General features: G+C 76.4%; 12 protein-coding genes and 1 tRNA gene. 11 read left to right on the forward strand and 2 right to left on the reverse strand.

What is annotated here, in order from left to right; translation table 11 throughout:
- Positions 1-42 precede the first annotated feature (42 nt).
- Positions 43-1,569, reverse strand: coding sequence for a histidine ammonia-lyase (gene hutH / locus ANAEK_RS10260; RefSeq protein ID WP_012526075.1), 1,527 nt, complete (start codon positions 1,567-1,569; stop codon positions 43-45).
- A 139-nt stretch (positions 1,570-1,708) separates the two neighbouring features.
- Between hutH and ANAEK_RS10265 the strand changes: the two genes are divergently transcribed.
- The 4 genes from ANAEK_RS10265 (at position 1,709) to ANAEK_RS10280 (ending at position 6,812) form a co-directional block, all read left to right on the forward strand.
- The gene (locus ANAEK_RS10265) at positions 1,709-2,116 is read left to right on the forward strand and encodes a helix-hairpin-helix domain-containing protein (RefSeq protein ID WP_012526076.1); all 408 of its coding nucleotides are present in this window, start codon (positions 1,709-1,711) and stop codon (positions 2,114-2,116) included.
- Between the two features lie 55 nt (positions 2,117-2,171).
- The gene (locus ANAEK_RS10270; protein ID WP_012526077.1) at positions 2,172-3,770 is read left to right on the forward strand and encodes a zinc-ribbon domain-containing protein; all 1,599 of its coding nucleotides are present in this window, start codon (positions 2,172-2,174) and stop codon (positions 3,768-3,770) included.
- A 51-nt stretch (positions 3,771-3,821) separates the two neighbouring features.
- The gene (locus ANAEK_RS10275) at positions 3,822-5,030 is read left to right on the forward strand and encodes a glycosyltransferase family 2 protein (protein ID WP_012526078.1); all 1,209 of its coding nucleotides are present in this window, start codon (positions 3,822-3,824) and stop codon (positions 5,028-5,030) included.
- A gap of 171 nt (positions 5,031-5,201) precedes the next feature.
- A complete protein-coding gene (locus ANAEK_RS10280) occupies positions 5,202-6,812 on the forward strand; it encodes an amidohydrolase (RefSeq protein ID WP_012526079.1) in 1,611 nt (536 codons plus the stop codon).
- Between the two features lie 336 nt (positions 6,813-7,148).
- Here the strand turns inward: ANAEK_RS10280 and ANAEK_RS10285 are convergent, their stop codons facing one another.
- On the reverse strand, positions 7,149-7,814 hold the full coding sequence (locus tag ANAEK_RS10285; RefSeq protein ID WP_012526080.1) for a CHAP domain-containing protein: 666 nt from the start codon (positions 7,812-7,814) through the stop codon (positions 7,149-7,151).
- Between the two features lie 138 nt (positions 7,815-7,952).
- Here ANAEK_RS10285 and ANAEK_RS10290 point away from each other — a divergent pair, with 138 nt between their 5' ends.
- The 7 genes from ANAEK_RS10290 to ANAEK_RS10325 all read left to right on the forward strand — a co-directional run bounded on the left by ANAEK_RS10290 (position 7,953) and on the right by ANAEK_RS10325 (position 14,664).
- A complete protein-coding gene (locus tag ANAEK_RS10290; protein ID WP_012526081.1) occupies positions 7,953-10,133 on the forward strand; it encodes an ATP-dependent helicase in 2,181 nt (726 codons plus the stop codon).
- A 72-nt stretch (positions 10,134-10,205) separates the two neighbouring features.
- Positions 10,206-11,828, forward strand: a complete 1,623-nt coding sequence (locus ANAEK_RS10295) for an Hsp70 family protein (protein WP_012526082.1) — start codon at positions 10,206-10,208, stop codon at positions 11,826-11,828.
- Between the two features lie 3 nt (positions 11,829-11,831).
- The gene (locus ANAEK_RS10300; protein WP_012526083.1) at positions 11,832-12,242 is read left to right on the forward strand and encodes an SCP2 sterol-binding domain-containing protein; all 411 of its coding nucleotides are present in this window, start codon (positions 11,832-11,834) and stop codon (positions 12,240-12,242) included.
- A gap of 9 nt (positions 12,243-12,251) precedes the next feature.
- Positions 12,252-12,587, forward strand: coding sequence for a hypothetical protein (locus ANAEK_RS10305; protein ID WP_012526084.1), 336 nt, complete (start codon positions 12,252-12,254; stop codon positions 12,585-12,587).
- A 53-nt stretch (positions 12,588-12,640) separates the two neighbouring features.
- Positions 12,641-12,712 (forward strand) — tRNA-Val (locus ANAEK_RS10310).
- 437 nt (positions 12,713-13,149) lie between these two features.
- Entirely contained in the window at positions 13,150-13,677 is a 528-nt protein-coding gene (locus ANAEK_RS10320) for a hypothetical protein (protein WP_012526085.1), read from the forward strand.
- A 156-nt stretch (positions 13,678-13,833) separates the two neighbouring features.
- Positions 13,834-14,664: a hypothetical protein gene (locus ANAEK_RS10325; protein ID WP_012526086.1), complete on the forward strand. Its 831-nt coding sequence runs from the start codon at positions 13,834-13,836 to the stop codon at positions 14,662-14,664.
- Position 14,665: the final 1 nt, after the last annotated feature.

The raw sequence follows: 14,665 nt of genomic DNA on the forward strand, positions 1-14,665 counted from the left end.
GCCCGGGGTCGCCGCCCGTGCGGGCAGCGGCCCGGGCCAGGCTCACAGCTCCAGCCCGCCCTCGTCCACCAGGCTCGACACCGCCTCGATGTCGCGGTGCAGCGCCCGATCCTCCGACAGGTGCGGGACGCGCTCGCGCAGGCGGGCGTGCGCCTCGGCCACGCGCTGGGCGGGGCGGAGCGGGGCCCGGAGATCGAGCGCCTGCGCCGCGACCAGCAGCTCGATGGCGAGGCAGGTGCGGACGTTCTCCACCACCTGGCGCGCCTTCAGCGCGGCGGTCATGCCCATCGACACGTGGTCCTCGCGGCCGGCGGAGGACGGGATCGAGTCCACCGAGGCCGGGTGGCAGAGCACCTTGTTCTCCGAGACGAGCGCCGCGCTGGTCACCTGCGCGATCATGAACCCCGAGTTGAGCCCGTGCTGGGGCGCCAGGAACGGCGGCAGCCCGGAGAGCGACGGGTTCACGAGCTGCTCCACGCGGCGCTCCGAGATGGCGGCGAGGTGCGAGGCGGCCACCGCGAGCACGTCGAGCGCGAGCGCCACCGGCTGGCCGTGGAAGTTGCCGCCCGAGACGATCTCCCCGGTGTCCGGGAAGACCAGCGGGTTGTCGGTGGCGGCGTTCACCTCGCGCGCCAGCACCCCGCGGCAGAAGCCGATGCCGTCGCGCGCGGCGCCGTGCACCTGCGGCATGCAGCGGAGCGAGTAGGGGTCCTGCACCTTGTGGCAGCCCGGGCCCTGGTGCGAGGCGTTCAGCTCGGAGCCGGCCAGCAGCGCGCGCAGGTGCGCCGCCGCGGCGATCTGGCCGGGCTGCCCGCGGGCGGCCTGGATCTCCGGCGCGAACGGCCGGTGCGAGCCGAGCAGCCCCTCCAGCGTCATGGCGCCCGCGAGATCGGCGAGCGCCGCCAGCCGCTCGGCGCGGAGCAGCGCGAGCGTGCCGACCGCGGCCATGGCCTGGGTGCCGTTCACGAGCGCCAGCCCCTCCTTCGGCTGCAGCACCACCGGCTCGAGCCCGGCCCGCCGCAGCGCCTCGCCGCCGGGGAGCCGCTCGGGCCGGCCCGCCGCGCCGGGCGGCGCGAGGAACGCCTCGCCGTCGCCGATCAGCACCAGCGCGAGGTGCGCGAGCGGGGCGAGGTCGCCCGACGCGCCCACCGACCCGCGCTCCGGCACCACCGGCACCACCCCGCGCTCGAGCATCGCGAGCAGCAGGTCCAGCGTGCGCTCGCGGATCCCGGAGACGCCCTTCGCGAGCACGTTGGCGCGCAGCAGCACCAGCGCGCGCGCCTCCGGGAGGGGCAGCGGCGCGCCCACGCCGGCGGCGTGCGAGAGCACCAGGTTGCGCTGCAGCCGCTCGAGGTCGGCCCGCGGGATGCGGACCTCGGCGAGCGTCCCGAAGCCGGTGTTGATGCCGTAGTGCGCCTCGCCGTCCTCGAGCCGGGCGTCCACCAGCGCGCGGGAACGCCGCACGCGCTCGCGGGCCGCGGGGGCGAGCGCGGCGCGGGCGGCCCCGGTCGCGACCGCGCGGACCTGCTCCAGCGTGAGGGTCTCGCCGTCGAGGAGGAGGGTTTCCATGGGCGCTCCGTGCTGGGATGGACCGGCGGCCGCCTTCCTACACCGTCCGGGCGCCGGCCGCCGTCGCTTCCGGCTGGGGCACCCGCCGTGGTGTGCGATCCGGCCCGGGCCGGCTCCCGGGTTGCAGCGGGCGCGCCGCATGCCACGCCGCGTCGCGCTCGCCCTCGTGCTCGCCGCCACCCTGCTGCCGGCGCGCTTTCGCGTCCAGGTGGAGTCCCCGCCGTCCCCGCCGGCCTGCGCGCCCGAGGGCCGCGGCGTGCCGCCGCGCCACTGGCTCGGCTGCGCCGCGGACCCCGGGGGCCGCCGCGCGCTCGCGGCGGACGAGCGCCTGGTCCTGGCCCTGCCCATCGACCCGAACACCGCCGGTGCGCGCGAGCTGGCCCACGTCCCCGGGCTCACCCGGCGGCTGGCCGAGGCGGTGGTGCGCAGCCGGGAGCAGGACGGGCCGTTCCGCAGCGCGGACGACCTCCGCCGCGTGCGCGGTATCGGCCCGCGGCGCCTGGAGCAGGCGCGCGCCGCGCTCCAGTTCGAGGCGGCTGCGCCGTAGCGACCCGCCCGGCCCTGGGGTAGGCTCCTCCACCCGGGGGCGGAGGAACGTCGTTTTGCTGATCCGATGCGAACGCTGCTCGACGCTCTACGAGCTCGACGAGGCGCTGCTCGCGCCCGAGGGCTCCGCGGTCCAGTGCACGCGGTGCCAGCACGTGTTCACGGCGCGTCCGCCGGAGGCCGCCCGTCAGGCCGCGCCCCCCGCGTCCACCCCCGAGCCGCCGGCCGCCGCGCCGCCACCGCCGCCGCCGCCCGCGCCGGAGCCCGAGGACGAGCCGGAGCGCGAGGTCGAGCCGCCGCGCCCCGCCACGCGCGCGTACGCGCCCGAGCCCTCCCGCGCGGCCCGGTCCGGGCCGACGGTGTACAAGCCCCAGCCGACGCAGGCGGCGGTGACGCGGGCGCCCGTGCTCCACAAGGACACCGTCGGCACGTTCGAGGCCCGGCTCCGCTGGAGCGCCCGGCGCAAGTGGCTCATCCCGCTGGTCGTCGCGGCCGTGGCCGCCGTGGCCGCGGCGGGGTGGCTGCTGCTCTCGCGCCGCCACGCGCCCGAGGCCGGCCGGCTGCGCGCCGAGGGGCTCGCGCTCATGGCGCTCGACGACGCCACCAGCCTGGATCAGGCGCGCGCGCGCTTCGACGAGGCGCTGCGCCTGGCGCCGCGGGACCGGGCGCCGGAGGCGGACCGCGCCGCGGCGGAGATCCTGCGCGCCGCCGAGCTGAGCGAGGGCGCTTCCGCGATGCAGCTGCGCGCGGCCGCGCGCGCCGCCGAGCGGGATCGCCTGCGGGCCGAGCAGCAGCCCGGCTGGGAGGCCGCCGAGCAGGCCGCCCGCGCGGAGGCGGACGGCCTCGCCGCCGACGCCCGCGCGCAGGCCGAGCAGGCCCGCACGCTCGCCGCCGGCGCGGCGGAGGCGCTCGGGCGGTTGCAGGCGGCGCACGCGGCGCCGGCCGAGGTGGCGCGGGCCCAGGCGCTGCTGGCGGCGTGGTCCGGGGATCGCGCCGGGCTCGAGCGCGCCGTGGCCGAGGCGCGGAAGCGGCTCCCCGGCGATCCCTGGCTCGCCCTGGCCGAGGCGGCGCTGGACGCGCGCGCGCAGGACCGGGCCACGCAGGAGCGGGCGGCGGTCGCGCTCTCGGCGCTGCTCGCGCACGACCCCGAGGTCCTCCGGGCACGGCTCCTGCTCGCGCGCACCCAGGGCGCGCTCGGGCGACGCCAGGAGGCGATCGGCACGCTCGACGGCTTGCTGGCCGCGAACCCGCGGCACGAGGGCGCGCTCACGCTGCGCGCGAAGCTCGCGGCCGCGGCGGTGCCGGAGCCGGCCACCCCGTCCGGCTTCCTCCCGGCGCCTGCGCCCGGGCGCGCCGGCGCGGCGGGCGGGCAGGGGGCGCCCGCGGCTGGGAACGGCGTGCCCGCGCCGCGGAACGGCGTTGCCCAGCGCCCGGCCGGCCCGGCGGCGCCGCCGGCCACCGCGCCCCCCGTCACCGGCCCGCCCAGGCCCGCGACGGCCCCCGCGCCGGCACCGGGCGCGCCGGCTCCCACGGGCGCGGCGCCCTCCGCGAGCCCTGCCACCGCCCCGTCCGCGCCGCCGGCGGGCGCTCCGCCCCGCCCGCGCCCCCGCCCGGCACCGTCCCCGGAGCCGGTGGAGTTCGGCGGGGGCCACTAGCCCCGAGAGGCGGCCGATGGCTGGCGCGCGGGTTGCTCGCCCGCTGCCGCCATGGAAGCGATCTTCTGGCTCGCGCTCGCCCTCGTCGCGTTCAGCTACGTCGGGTACCCGCTCGTGCTCGCCGTCTGGGACGGGGCGCGCGAGGCCCTCGCCGCCGTCCGCTTCGTGTCCGGCGGCGACGACCGCCGGGGGCGCGCCGCCGAGGGCTGGCCCTCGGTGACGCTGCTGTTCTCGGCCTTCGACGAGGAGGCCTGGATCCGGCGCAAGATCGAGAACTGCCTCGCCCTCGACTACCCGCCGGACCGCCTCGAGATCGTGGTCGGCTGCGACGGCTGCACCGACCGCACGGCCCAGATCGCGCGCGAGGTGGGCGGCGGGCGGGTGAAGGTGCACGCGCTCACGCCCCGCGCCGGGAAGGCGAGCGTCCTCTCGCGGCTGGTGCCGCAGGCGCGCGGCGACCTGGTGGTGCTCACCGACGCGAACGTGATGCTGGAGCGGGGCGCGCTGCGCGCGCTGGCGCGGCGCTTCCGCGAGCCCGGCGTGGGCGCGGTGGTGGGGCGGCTGCGGCTCTTCAACCCGACCCGCCGCGAGTTCGAGGAGAGCCTGTACTGGAAGTACGAGACCGCCATCAAGTTCTACGAGGGCAAGCACGGCTGCGTGCTGGGCGCGAACGGCGGCATCTACGCCATCCGCCGCATCCTGTTCTCGCCGCTCGCGCCCGACACCATCGTGGACGACTTCGTCATCCCGGTGCGGATCGCGGCCCGCGGGTGGGAGGTGCCGTTCGAGCCGGAGGCGGTCGCGTTCGAGGAGACCACCGAGGACGCGGGGCACGAGTTCGGGCGGCGCGCGCGCATCGGCGCGGGGAACTGGCAGGCGCTGGCGCGCGTGCCGGAGCTGCTCGACCCGCGCACCGGCTTCCTGTGCTTCGCGTTCGTCTCGCACAAGCTGCTGCGGTGGTCCGCGCCGTTCCTGCTCGCCGCGGCGGCGGTGGCGAACGGGCTGCTCGCGGCGGCCCCCGGCGCGTGGGGCTACCGGGCGCTGCTGCTCGCCCAGGCGGCGTTCTACGGGCTCGCGCTGGCGGGCCGGCACGGCGCGGCCGGCCTGCGGGGGCCGGTGCGCCGGCTCGCCTCGCTGGCGCACTACTTCGTCGCCATGAACGCGGCGCTGGCGGTGGGGCTGTGGCGGTTCCTGCGCCGCAGCCAGCGCGCCGCCTGGCAGCGCACCGAGCGCGCCGGCCCGAGCATCCCGGCCGCCTGACGGCCGGGCGCGGTCGGGTCGTCCTCTGCTCGGGGCTCGATGGGCGCTCCGCGAGTCGCCGGCAGTCCGGCTCGCCCCGAGCCCGTCCCGCCTCGACGCGCGGCGGGGTGACAGGCGGTCCCGGCGGCGCTACACAGCGCGCTGCGCCCCGCGGCGGGCGCCGGGGGCCGCATGGACGATCTGCTGGTGATCGGGACGCTGCACACGCTCGACCCGGCGCGCCCGCGCGCCCGGGCCGCGCTCGTGCGCGACGGTCGTTTCGCGTGCGTGGGCGAGGCGGCGGAGTGCGCCGCGCGCGCGGCCCCGGGGGCGCGGCGCATCGAGCTGGGCGGCGGCAGCGCGGTGCCGGGCTTGGTGGACGCGCACGGGCACGTGCTCGGCCTCGCCCGCGCGCGGCGGGAGGTCCGCTGCGAGGGGACCGCGAGCGCCGAGGCCTGCGCGGCGCGGGTGGCGGAGCGCGCCCGCGCCACGCCGGCCGGGCGCTGGATCCGGGGCCGCGGCTGGGACCAGAACCGCTGGCCCGGGGGCGGATTTCCGGACGCGGCGCCCCTCACGCGCGCGGCGCCGGATCACCCGGTGGTGCTGTTTCGCGTGGACGGGCACGCCTGCTGGGTCAACGCCGCCGCGCTCGCGGCCGCGGGCATCGGCCCCGGGACGGCGGATCCACCGGGCGGACGCATCCTCCGCGACGGCGCCGGCCGTCCGGCCGGCGTGCTGGTGGACGCCGCCATGGACCTCGTCATCGCGCGGCTGCCGCGTCCCGGGCCGGCGGAGCTGGAGGAGCTGCTGCTCGCCGGGCTGGAGGAGCTGGCGCGGCTCGGGCTCACCGGCGTGCACGACGCAGGCGTCGAGCCGGAGGTCCTCGACGCGTACCGGCGCCTCGCCGCGGCGGGCCGGCTGCCGCTGCGCGTGTACGCCATGATCGACGGGCTGGCGCCGCGCCCGGTGCTGGACGCGGAGCTGGCCCGGTGGCGCGGGACGCCGGAGCTGGGCGGCCGGCTCGAGGTGCGGGCGGTGAAGCTGTTCGCCGACGGCGCCCTGGGCAGCCGCGGCGCGGCGCTGCTCGAGGACTACGCCGACGACCCGGGGAACCGCGGGCTGCTGCTCACCGCGCCGGACGAGCTCCGGGCGCGGCTCGCGGCGGTGGTGCGGGCCGGCCTGCAGCCCGCGGTGCACGCCATCGGCGACCGGGCCGTGCGCGAGGTCCTCCACGCGTTCCGGGACGCGGGGACCGCGCTCCGGGCCCTGCGCCCGCGCATCGAGCACCTCCAGATCGTCCAGCCGTCGGACCTGCCGCTCCTCGCCGAGACCGGCGCGGTGGCCTCGATGCAGCCCGTCCACGCCACCAGCGACGCGGGCTGGGTGCCGGCGCGGCTGGGGGAGGGGACGGAGCGGCTCCGCGGCGCCTACGCCTGGCGCAGCGTCGCGGAGGCCGGGGCGGTCCTGGCGTTCGGCTCGGACTTCCCCATCGAGTCGCCCGACCCGCGCGCCGGCCTGTTCGCCGCCGAGGCACGCCGCGGTCCGGAGGGCGCGCCGTTCCAGCCGCAGGAGGCGGTCTCGCGCGAGGCGGCGCTGCGGGCATTCACCTTAGGTGCGTCCTGGGCCGCGTTCGCCGAGGGGCGCCGCGGCATGATCCGCGAGGGCATGGACGCCGACCTCACCGCGTTCGACGCCGACGTGCTCGCGGTCCCGGCGGAGGCGCTGCCGGGGCTGGGCGTCGTCGCCACGCTGGTGGGCGGGCAGGTGGTGGCCGGAGCCGTCGCCGGCGCTCCGAGCGCGTGAATCAATCCCCGGACCGAGCCAGGCGGTCGAGACGCGAGCAGCGCGAGGCGCGACGACCGAGCATGCCCGTCGGCATGTGAGGGAGGAGCAACGACGCGATGCGACGCGGATCGGCCGCCGCGGCGACGGGAGGGGACTGTTTCACGTGCTCTCACAGCGCCTCCCGTTCGCGTGGGGCCCGTCGCGAGGCACACGATGGCGTCGCCGAGCCGGGCACACGAGGACCGAGCAGCGCAGGCGTGCCCGTCGGCACGTCGAGCAGCGCAGGGACGAGTCTGCCCGGCGCAGGCAGCCAGCGTGCGCCGCAGCAGGGCTCCACGCGAATGGGCGGCGCTCTCAGAGCAGCCTGGCGTAGCCCACCAGGAGCCGCCCGGCGGGGAGCCGGCCGCCGCCGACCACCAGCAGGTCGTTCACGGTGCGGCCATCGTCGCCCTTGAGCTTCCAGGCCTTGCCGAGGTTCACGCGGATCCGGGCCACGCCGTGGTCGGTGAGGTGAAGCACGACGGCGGTGCCGTCGCCGGCGGCCGACTCGACCAAGCCCACGTGCTCGACCGGCCCGCCCGGCCGATCCGCCAGGAACGCGAGGTCGCCGGCCGCCGGGGCCCAGCGCCGGGCGGCGCCGCGGTCGCGGGCCAGGGCGTGGAGGCCCCGCGGGTCGGCGTCCGCCGGGAGCGGGGCGCCGGCCTGGGCGTAGGCGGCGCGGACCAGCGCGGCGCAGCCGTCGCCGTAGCGGACGCCGTCCACCGCGATCTCGCGGGCGCCCACCAGCCGCGCCGCGGTGGCGACCGCGCGCTCCACCGCCAGGGTGCGCGGCAGCGTGCGGGGGACGGCCCGGGCACGGACCGGCGCGACACCTCGAGCCGGGCCGGCATCCGGTTCACGGATGCCGGCCCGGCCCTGGGCGGGCGGGGGCAGGGGGTTGTCGCGGGCGGCGCGCATCGGGCCCGCGCAGGCGGCCAGCAGGCCGGCCAGCGCGACGGGCAGCGTGCGCAGCGGCGACATCGGGGTGGGATGCTATGCGGCGGGGTGAGCGCCTCCAACTTTTCGGCCGCAATTGACGGAACGTGAAGTCGCCGCCGGCGGACGGGCCGCCGGTTTGACCCGGCCGATATCGCCTGCTAGCTTGGCTGCCCTGAACGCATGTCCCGGCATTACCAGCTCAAGGCGGCCTCCCCGCCCGCCCGCGCGCTCAACTACCAGGGGCTGCTCAACGACCAGCAGATCGCCGTGGTCGAGGCGGGCGACGGCCCGATCCTGGTGATCGCCGGCGCGGGCTCGGGCAAGACGCGCACGCTCACCTGGCGCGTGGCGCGGCTCGTCGCCGACGGCGTCGCGCCGGAGGGCATCCTCCTCCTCACCTTCACCAACAAGGCGGCGCGCGAGATGCTCCGCCGCGTGGAGGAGGTCTGCCGGGTGGACACGCGCCGGATCTCCGGCGGCACGTTCCACCACGTGGCGCACGAGGTGCTGCGCGAGCACGCGGCGGAGCTGGGGTACCAGCGCGGCTACTCCATCCTCGACCGCGAGGACTCGCGCGACGTGATGACCGCCGCCATCGCGGAGTGCGGGCTGGCGGTGGGCGCGCGGCGCTTCCCGAAGGCGGACGTGCTCATCGATCTCGTCTCGATGGCGGTGAACACCCAGACCCCGCTCGCCGACGTCGTCGCCGACCGGCGCCCGCAGTTCGTGCCGCTCACCGACGACGTGCTGCGGGTGGCCCGCCGCTACGCGGAGCGCAAGCACGCGCTCAACGCGATGGACTTCGACGACCTGCTGCTCAACTGGAAGATCCTGCTCGCCGAGCGCGAGCACGTGCGCCGCGCGCTGGCCGGGCGCTACCGCCACGTGCTGGTGGACGAGTACCAGGACACGAACCGGCTGCAGGGCGACGTGGTGGACCTCATCGCCGCCGAGCACCGCAACCTGTGCGTGGTGGGCGACGACGCGCAGAGCATCTACTCGTTCCGCGGGGCGCACTTCGCGAACATCCTCGAGTTCGAGAAGCGCTACCCGGACGCCCGGCGCTTCGACCTCACCGTCAACTACCGCTCCACCCCGCAGATCCTCTCGCTCGCGAACGCGTCCATTGCCGCGAACGTCCGCCAGTTCGAGAAGGAGCTGTCGAGCGTCCGGCGCGACGGGACGCTGCCCGCGGTGGTGCCCTGCCGCGACGTGCAGCAGCAGGCCGCGTTCGTGGCGCAGCGGGTGCTGGAGCTGCGCGACGAGGGCATCCCGCTGCCGGAGATCGCGGTGCTGTACCGCGCGCACCACCACTCGATGGAGATCCAGTTCGAGCTGGCGCGGCGCGGGATCCCGTTCGTGGTCCGCAGCGGGGTCCGCTTCTTCGAGGCCGCGCACGTGAAGGACGTGCTCGCGCACCTGCGCTTCGCGCGGAACCCCGGCGACGAGCTGGCGCTGAAGCGCTGCCTCAAGATCACCCCCGGCGTCGGCACCGCCACCGCCGACGCGGTGTGGAGCGCGTTCTCGCTGCGGCGCAGCCGCGGGCGCGGCACGCTGGACGAGCTGCTCGCGCCCGACGTCGCCTCGCACGTGCCGGCCAAGGGCCGCGCCGGCTACACCCGGCTGGCCCAGCTCCTGCGCGCGCTGGGCCGCCCGCCCACCTCCGACCTGCCGGGCGAGGCCATCGAGAAGGTGCTGGACGGCGGCTACGAGGAGTACCTGCGGGCCGAGTTCCTGAACGCCGACCAGCGCGTCGAGGACGTCCAGCAGCTCGCGCAGTACGCGCGCGGCTACGAGGACACCGAGGCGTTCCTCTCCGAGATCGCGCTGCTCACCGAGATCTCGGCCGAGACGGTGTCGGAGGGCGGCGAGCCGGACGAGAAGATGATCCTCTCGTCGGTGCACCAGGCGAAGGGGCTCGAGTGGCGGGCGGTGTTCGTGGTGTGGCTCGCCGACGGCCGCTTCCCGTCGGCGCAGGCGCTGAAGGACACCGACGGCGAGGAGGAGGAGCGGCGGCTGTTCTACGTCGCCTCGACGCGCGCGAAGGACGAGCTGTACCTCACCTACCCGGTGGTCGCCGCGCCGCGGGACCGCGAGCGGGTGGTCATGAAGGCCTCGCGCTTCCTCGAGGAGCTGCCCGCCGAGCCGGAGCTGTTCGAGCGCTGGCAGCTCGACGATCCCGGCCTCCCGGCGGCGCTGGGCGCGGCGCCGCCGCCGGCGACCGGGCTCCCGCCGCGCGATCCGAGCGTCGTCCCCGCGCTGTTCGGCGAGCCTGCGCCGAGGCGCGGGCCCGCCGACGCCGCCGCGCCGGTGGAGGCGGACGGCGGGGACCCGGGCGGCGGCGACGACGTGCCGTTCTAGGGCGGCGGCGAGTCCGGGCCGGCTCGCGCTCCGGGTTCGGGTGTCGCCGGTTCCGTGCTAGGTTTCGGGGCCATGGCAGGCGCGCGGGAAAAGCCCATCATCGGCATCGACCTCGGCACGACCAACGCGTGCGTCGCGTACGTGCGGAACCGGATCCCCAAGGTCGTCCCGACCGACCGCGGCAACCTGATCCTGCCCACCGTGGTGGCGCTGAGCGAGAAGGGCGACGTGCTGGTGGGCGGGGTGGCCAAGGACCAGCTCGTCACCAACCCCAAGAACACCATCTACGGCGCGAAGCGGCTCATCGGCCGCAAGTGGAACTCCAAGGTCGTGCAGGAGCTGCGCAACTACTACTCCTACGACATCGTGGAGGGGCCGAGCGGCGAGGCGGCGGTGCTGCTCGGCGGGCAGGTCCACACGCTCCCGCAGATCAGCGCGCTCGTGCTCGCGCACATCCGCACCATCGCCGAGGCGTTCCTGCAGAAGGAGCTGGCCGGGGCGATCATCTCGGTGCCGGCCTACTACTCCGACGCGCAGCGCCAGGCGGTGCGCGAGGCGGGGCGCATCGCGGGGTTCGAGGTGAAGCGCATCGTCAACGAGCCGACGGCGGCGGCGCTCGCGTACGGCTTCTCGCGCGGGCTCGACCAGAAGGTGCTGGTCTACGACCTCGGCGGCGGCACGTTCGACGTGTCGGTGCTGCAGCTCTCCGGCAACGTGTTCGAGGTGCTCGCCACCGGCGGCGACACGTTCCTGGGCGGCGTGGACTTCGACAACCGGATCATCGACTACGTGCTCGAGGACTTCTGGCGCCAGCACAAGATCGACCTGGCGCAGTCGCCCATCGCGATGCAGCGGGTGAAGAAGGGCGCGGAGTCCGCCAAGATCGACCTGTCCCTCATCCCCAACGTCGTCATCGACCTGCCGTTCATCGAGGAGCGCAAGGGGCGGCCGCTCGACGTGCGGATGCCGCTCTCGCGCCAGCAGCTCAACGAGCTGACGCTCGACCTGGTCGAGCGCACGTTCGAGATCTGCGACCAGGTGATGGAGGAGAAGGGGCTGCGCCCGCAGGACATCGACGAGATCATCCTGGTCGGCGGGCAGAGCCGCATGCCGCTCGTGCAGCAGAAGATCCAGGAGCACTTCGGCAAGCCGCCGCGCAAGGGCGTCCACCCCGACGAGTGCGTGGCGCTCGGCGCGGCGCTGCTCGGCGACTCGCTCGACCAGATCGACTCGGTGACGCTGGTGGACGTGCTCTCCATGCCCATCGGCATCGCCACCCCGACCGGCCACTTCCGCAAGGTGCTCGAGAAGAACACGCCCATCCCGGCGAGCAAGAGCTTCCGCCTGCCGCCGCCGCGCGAGCCCGGGCAGCCCATCGAGATCGACATCTACCAGGGCGACTCCGACTTCCTGGTGGACCACGAGTTCCTCGGCTCGATCCGCCTCCCGGCCGCGGCCACCGGCCGCCGCATCGACTTCAAGCTCGACGAGGAGTGCCTGCTGAAGGTGAGCTTCGACGATCCGGTCAAGGGCATGACCGAGATCGGCCTCGCCACCCGCGACACCCCCGAGGCCATGAAGCGCGCGCTGGCCGAGGAGGCGCGGCGCCGCCAGGCGGCCGGCGAGCAGGCCGCGGCCGCCGCGGCGGGCGAGGAGCGGCGCGGCGGGCTGTTCGGCTGGCTGAAGCGAGGCTGACGGATGCGGTTCGGCTCGCGCGAGTGGATCGAGGCGCTGGTGGCCGCGCTGAACGCGCAGCCGGGCCTCGGCACCGCGCTGCGCGGCCTGGGCATCACCGCGGCGGTGGTGGTCGAGGCGGATCCGCCCGCCTGGCCGCGCACGGTCGCCGCCTGGGCCGAGCAGCGGGGCGGGCGCATCGCGCGGTGGCGGCTGCTCGCCGACGAGGACGAGCTCCTCGAGCTCGAGCCGGATTACGTCATCCGGGCGCCGTACGGGACGGTGAAGGCCATCCTGCGCGGCGCGGACGCGGTGCAGGCGGCGCTGTCCGGGCGGGTGAAGGTCGAGGGCGACCTCGAGGCGCTCATCCGCCGCGCGCAGCACCGCGGGGTGGTGGACGCGGCGCTGGCGGCGGTGCAGACGGAGCTTCCGTAGGGAGGGCGCATGGCACGGGAAGGGAAGGGCATCGCCGGCTCGCTCCTCGACGCCGGGACCAGGCTGGTGGCGCGGGCCGCCGAGACGGTCATCAAGGACCCGCGCGGCCAGGACGCCGTGGCGCGCGCGGTGGGCCTGGCGCAGCGCGGGCGGAAGCAGGTCGAGGCGATCCAGGAGCGGGTCATGGCCGCCGCCGGGATCCCCGGCCGGCAGGACTACCAGGATCTCGCGAAGCAGCTCGCCCGCATCAAGCGCAAGGCGCGCGAGCTCTCGGAGAAGCTCCAGGAATCCGGGCGCGGCGACGGCGGCGCGCCGCCCGGCAGCCCCGGCGACGGCTCGCGCTGATCCCGTTGACACTCCCGGGGACCGACGGCATACTTCGCCGCCTCGCAACACCAGGGCGCTTGGCTCAGCGGTAGAGCACTGCCTTCACACGGCAGGGGTCGCAGGTTCGAACCCTGCAGCGCCCACTCCGAGACGGGCCGGAAGCTCCGGGAGAGATCCCCGAGGTCCGGCCCGTTTCCTTTGGCGCGCCGCGACGTCGCCGCTCCTCCGCGGCTGTCGTTCAACAGAAAGTGAAGGGGCCGCGGCAGGCGGGTGACGCGCGCCGGCGGCGCGGACGAGGGGGGCGCGTGCTAACCTCGCGCCGTGCCCTCCGTCCGCAAGATCCTGCTCGCCGCGATGCTGTTCGCCCTCGGCTATCTGACGATGCAGGCCACGCGCTGCGAGCCGCGGCCCTCCGGCGCGCCCGCCGCGCGGTAGGACCGTGGCTCGCGCGGCATGCCCGTCCTTCGCGGCTGCCGGTGAGGCCGGAGCACCGCTGGCGCACACGCGCGCAGCTTCGCCGACCCCGGCGCCGCCCCGCGCGCGGGCTCGGCCGCGCGGGGAAGCACGCTACACTGTCGGGATGACCCGAACCCTCGCCGCCGCCGCCGCCCTCGCCCTCGCTGCCTGCGGTCGCCTCGACCAGGTGGACATCACCCGCTCCGCGTCGGTGAACGTGCCCGGCGTCCCCGGCGCGCCGGCCGGCTCGATCCCGGCGATCCAGGCGCTCGACATCGGCGGGGGCGACCAGCTCCGCGCCGAGGGCATCGACCCGGGCGACGTGGACTCGGCCAAGCTCCGCCGCCTCACCCTGGAGGTGACCGCCGGCGACAGCCTGGAGGCCTGGGTGGACTCGGTCTCGATCTACGTCGAGACGGCCGGCCAGCCGCGGATCCTGCTCGCCTCGAAGTCGGGGATCTCGGCGCTGCCTGCGGGCACCACCCTGGTGGACCTCGACGTGAACCCGGGCGTGGACCTGAAGCCGTACCTGACCGCGGCCTCGGCGCCGCTCACCGTGGAGGCGACCGGCAGCGCGCCGGACGTGAACACCACGGTGAAGGTCACGGCGACCATCCGGGTGGACGTCAACGTGAGCGGGCTGCTGAACTGACCCTGACCGCGTCTCGCGCGGGGCAGGCCGCCCCGATCGGCGACGGCTGCTCGCGCGCGTCCCCGGACTCGTGCGAAGATGCGCGCTCATGACCGGCTCACCCGCGACCGTCCCACCGGCGACACCGGCCCCGGCGCGCCAGCAGGAGGCGCTCCGGTGAGGCTGGGCTGGCTCGGTGCGCTCCCGCTGCTGGCGCTCGCGATCCACGTGGCGGTGGTGGCGGCGCTCGGGCCGACCGACCAGGTCTGGTGGTCCCTGCAGGTGGGGTGGCAGGTGATCGGCGCGGCCGGATGCATGGCGGCGGCGCTCGCGTTCCGCCCCGGCGACCTGCTCTGGAAGGCCTGGGCATGCACGGGCGGTTCCCTGGCGCTGCCCACGCTGGTGCGGTTCATGAACGGCCCGGCGCGGAGCTGGAATCTCGTGCCGGCGCTGTCGGATCCGTGGGTCCGCCTCGGCACCCTGGTCGCCATCAACGCGTTCTCGGTGGCGGGCGCGGTCCTCTTCCTGGCCGCCTTCCGCCGCACCGCGACCGGGCTCGGGCTCACCGACCGGCGCAGCGTCCGCACCAGCGCGGCGACGGTGATCGGCGCCCTGGTGATCGGCATCCCGGTGCTCGCGCTCGACCTGCGCGACGCGCTCGGCGGTGGCCTGTCCTCGGACGCGCTGGCCGCCGCGGTGTCGGTGACCGGCGACATGATCTGCTTCTCCGCGGTGGGCCCGCTGGCGCTGGTGGCGCGCGGCCTCGTCGGCGGGGCGCTGCAGCGCACCTGGACGCTGCTCGCGGTCTACAACCTCGGGTGGCTGTTCTACGATCTGATCACCACCACCGCGCGCATCACCGGCCACGTGGACGGCGGGACGCTGGTCGCGGAGGCGGTGCTCTGCGTGGCCTGCGTGGTGGTCGGCTCGGCCGGGTTCGCGCAGCGGATCGCGCTGCGCGACGTCTCGCGCCGGGCCGCGGAGCGCGCGTCGTCGCTGGCCGCCTGAC

The organism is Anaeromyxobacter sp. K (assembly GCF_000020805.1).
GTDB classification, from domain to species: Bacteria; Myxococcota; Myxococcia; order Myxococcales; family Anaeromyxobacteraceae; genus Anaeromyxobacter; species Anaeromyxobacter dehalogenans.

Coding starts and splice junctions, on each gene's coding strand:
- hutH (WP_012526075.1), bottom strand. CDS start 1,569: ATGGAAACCCTCCTCCTCGACGGCGAGACCCTCACGCTGGAGCAGGTC.
- ANAEK_RS10265 (WP_012526076.1), top strand. CDS start 1,709: ATGCCACGCCGCGTCGCGCTCGCCCTCGTGCTCGCCGCCACCCTGCTG.
- ANAEK_RS10275 (WP_012526078.1), top strand. CDS start 3,822: ATGGAAGCGATCTTCTGGCTCGCGCTCGCCCTCGTCGCGTTCAGCTAC.
- ANAEK_RS10280 (WP_012526079.1), top strand. CDS start 5,202: ATGGACGATCTGCTGGTGATCGGGACGCTGCACACGCTCGACCCGGCG.
- ANAEK_RS10285 (WP_012526080.1), bottom strand. CDS start 7,814: ATGTCGCCGCTGCGCACGCTGCCCGTCGCGCTGGCCGGCCTGCTGGCC.
- ANAEK_RS10290 (WP_012526081.1), top strand. CDS start 7,953: ATGTCCCGGCATTACCAGCTCAAGGCGGCCTCCCCGCCCGCCCGCGCG.
- ANAEK_RS10295 (WP_012526082.1), top strand. CDS start 10,206: ATGGCAGGCGCGCGGGAAAAGCCCATCATCGGCATCGACCTCGGCACG.
- ANAEK_RS10300 (WP_012526083.1), top strand. CDS start 11,832: ATGCGGTTCGGCTCGCGCGAGTGGATCGAGGCGCTGGTGGCCGCGCTG.
- ANAEK_RS10305 (WP_012526084.1), top strand. CDS start 12,252: ATGGCACGGGAAGGGAAGGGCATCGCCGGCTCGCTCCTCGACGCCGGG.
- ANAEK_RS10320 (WP_012526085.1), top strand. CDS start 13,150: ATGACCCGAACCCTCGCCGCCGCCGCCGCCCTCGCCCTCGCTGCCTGC.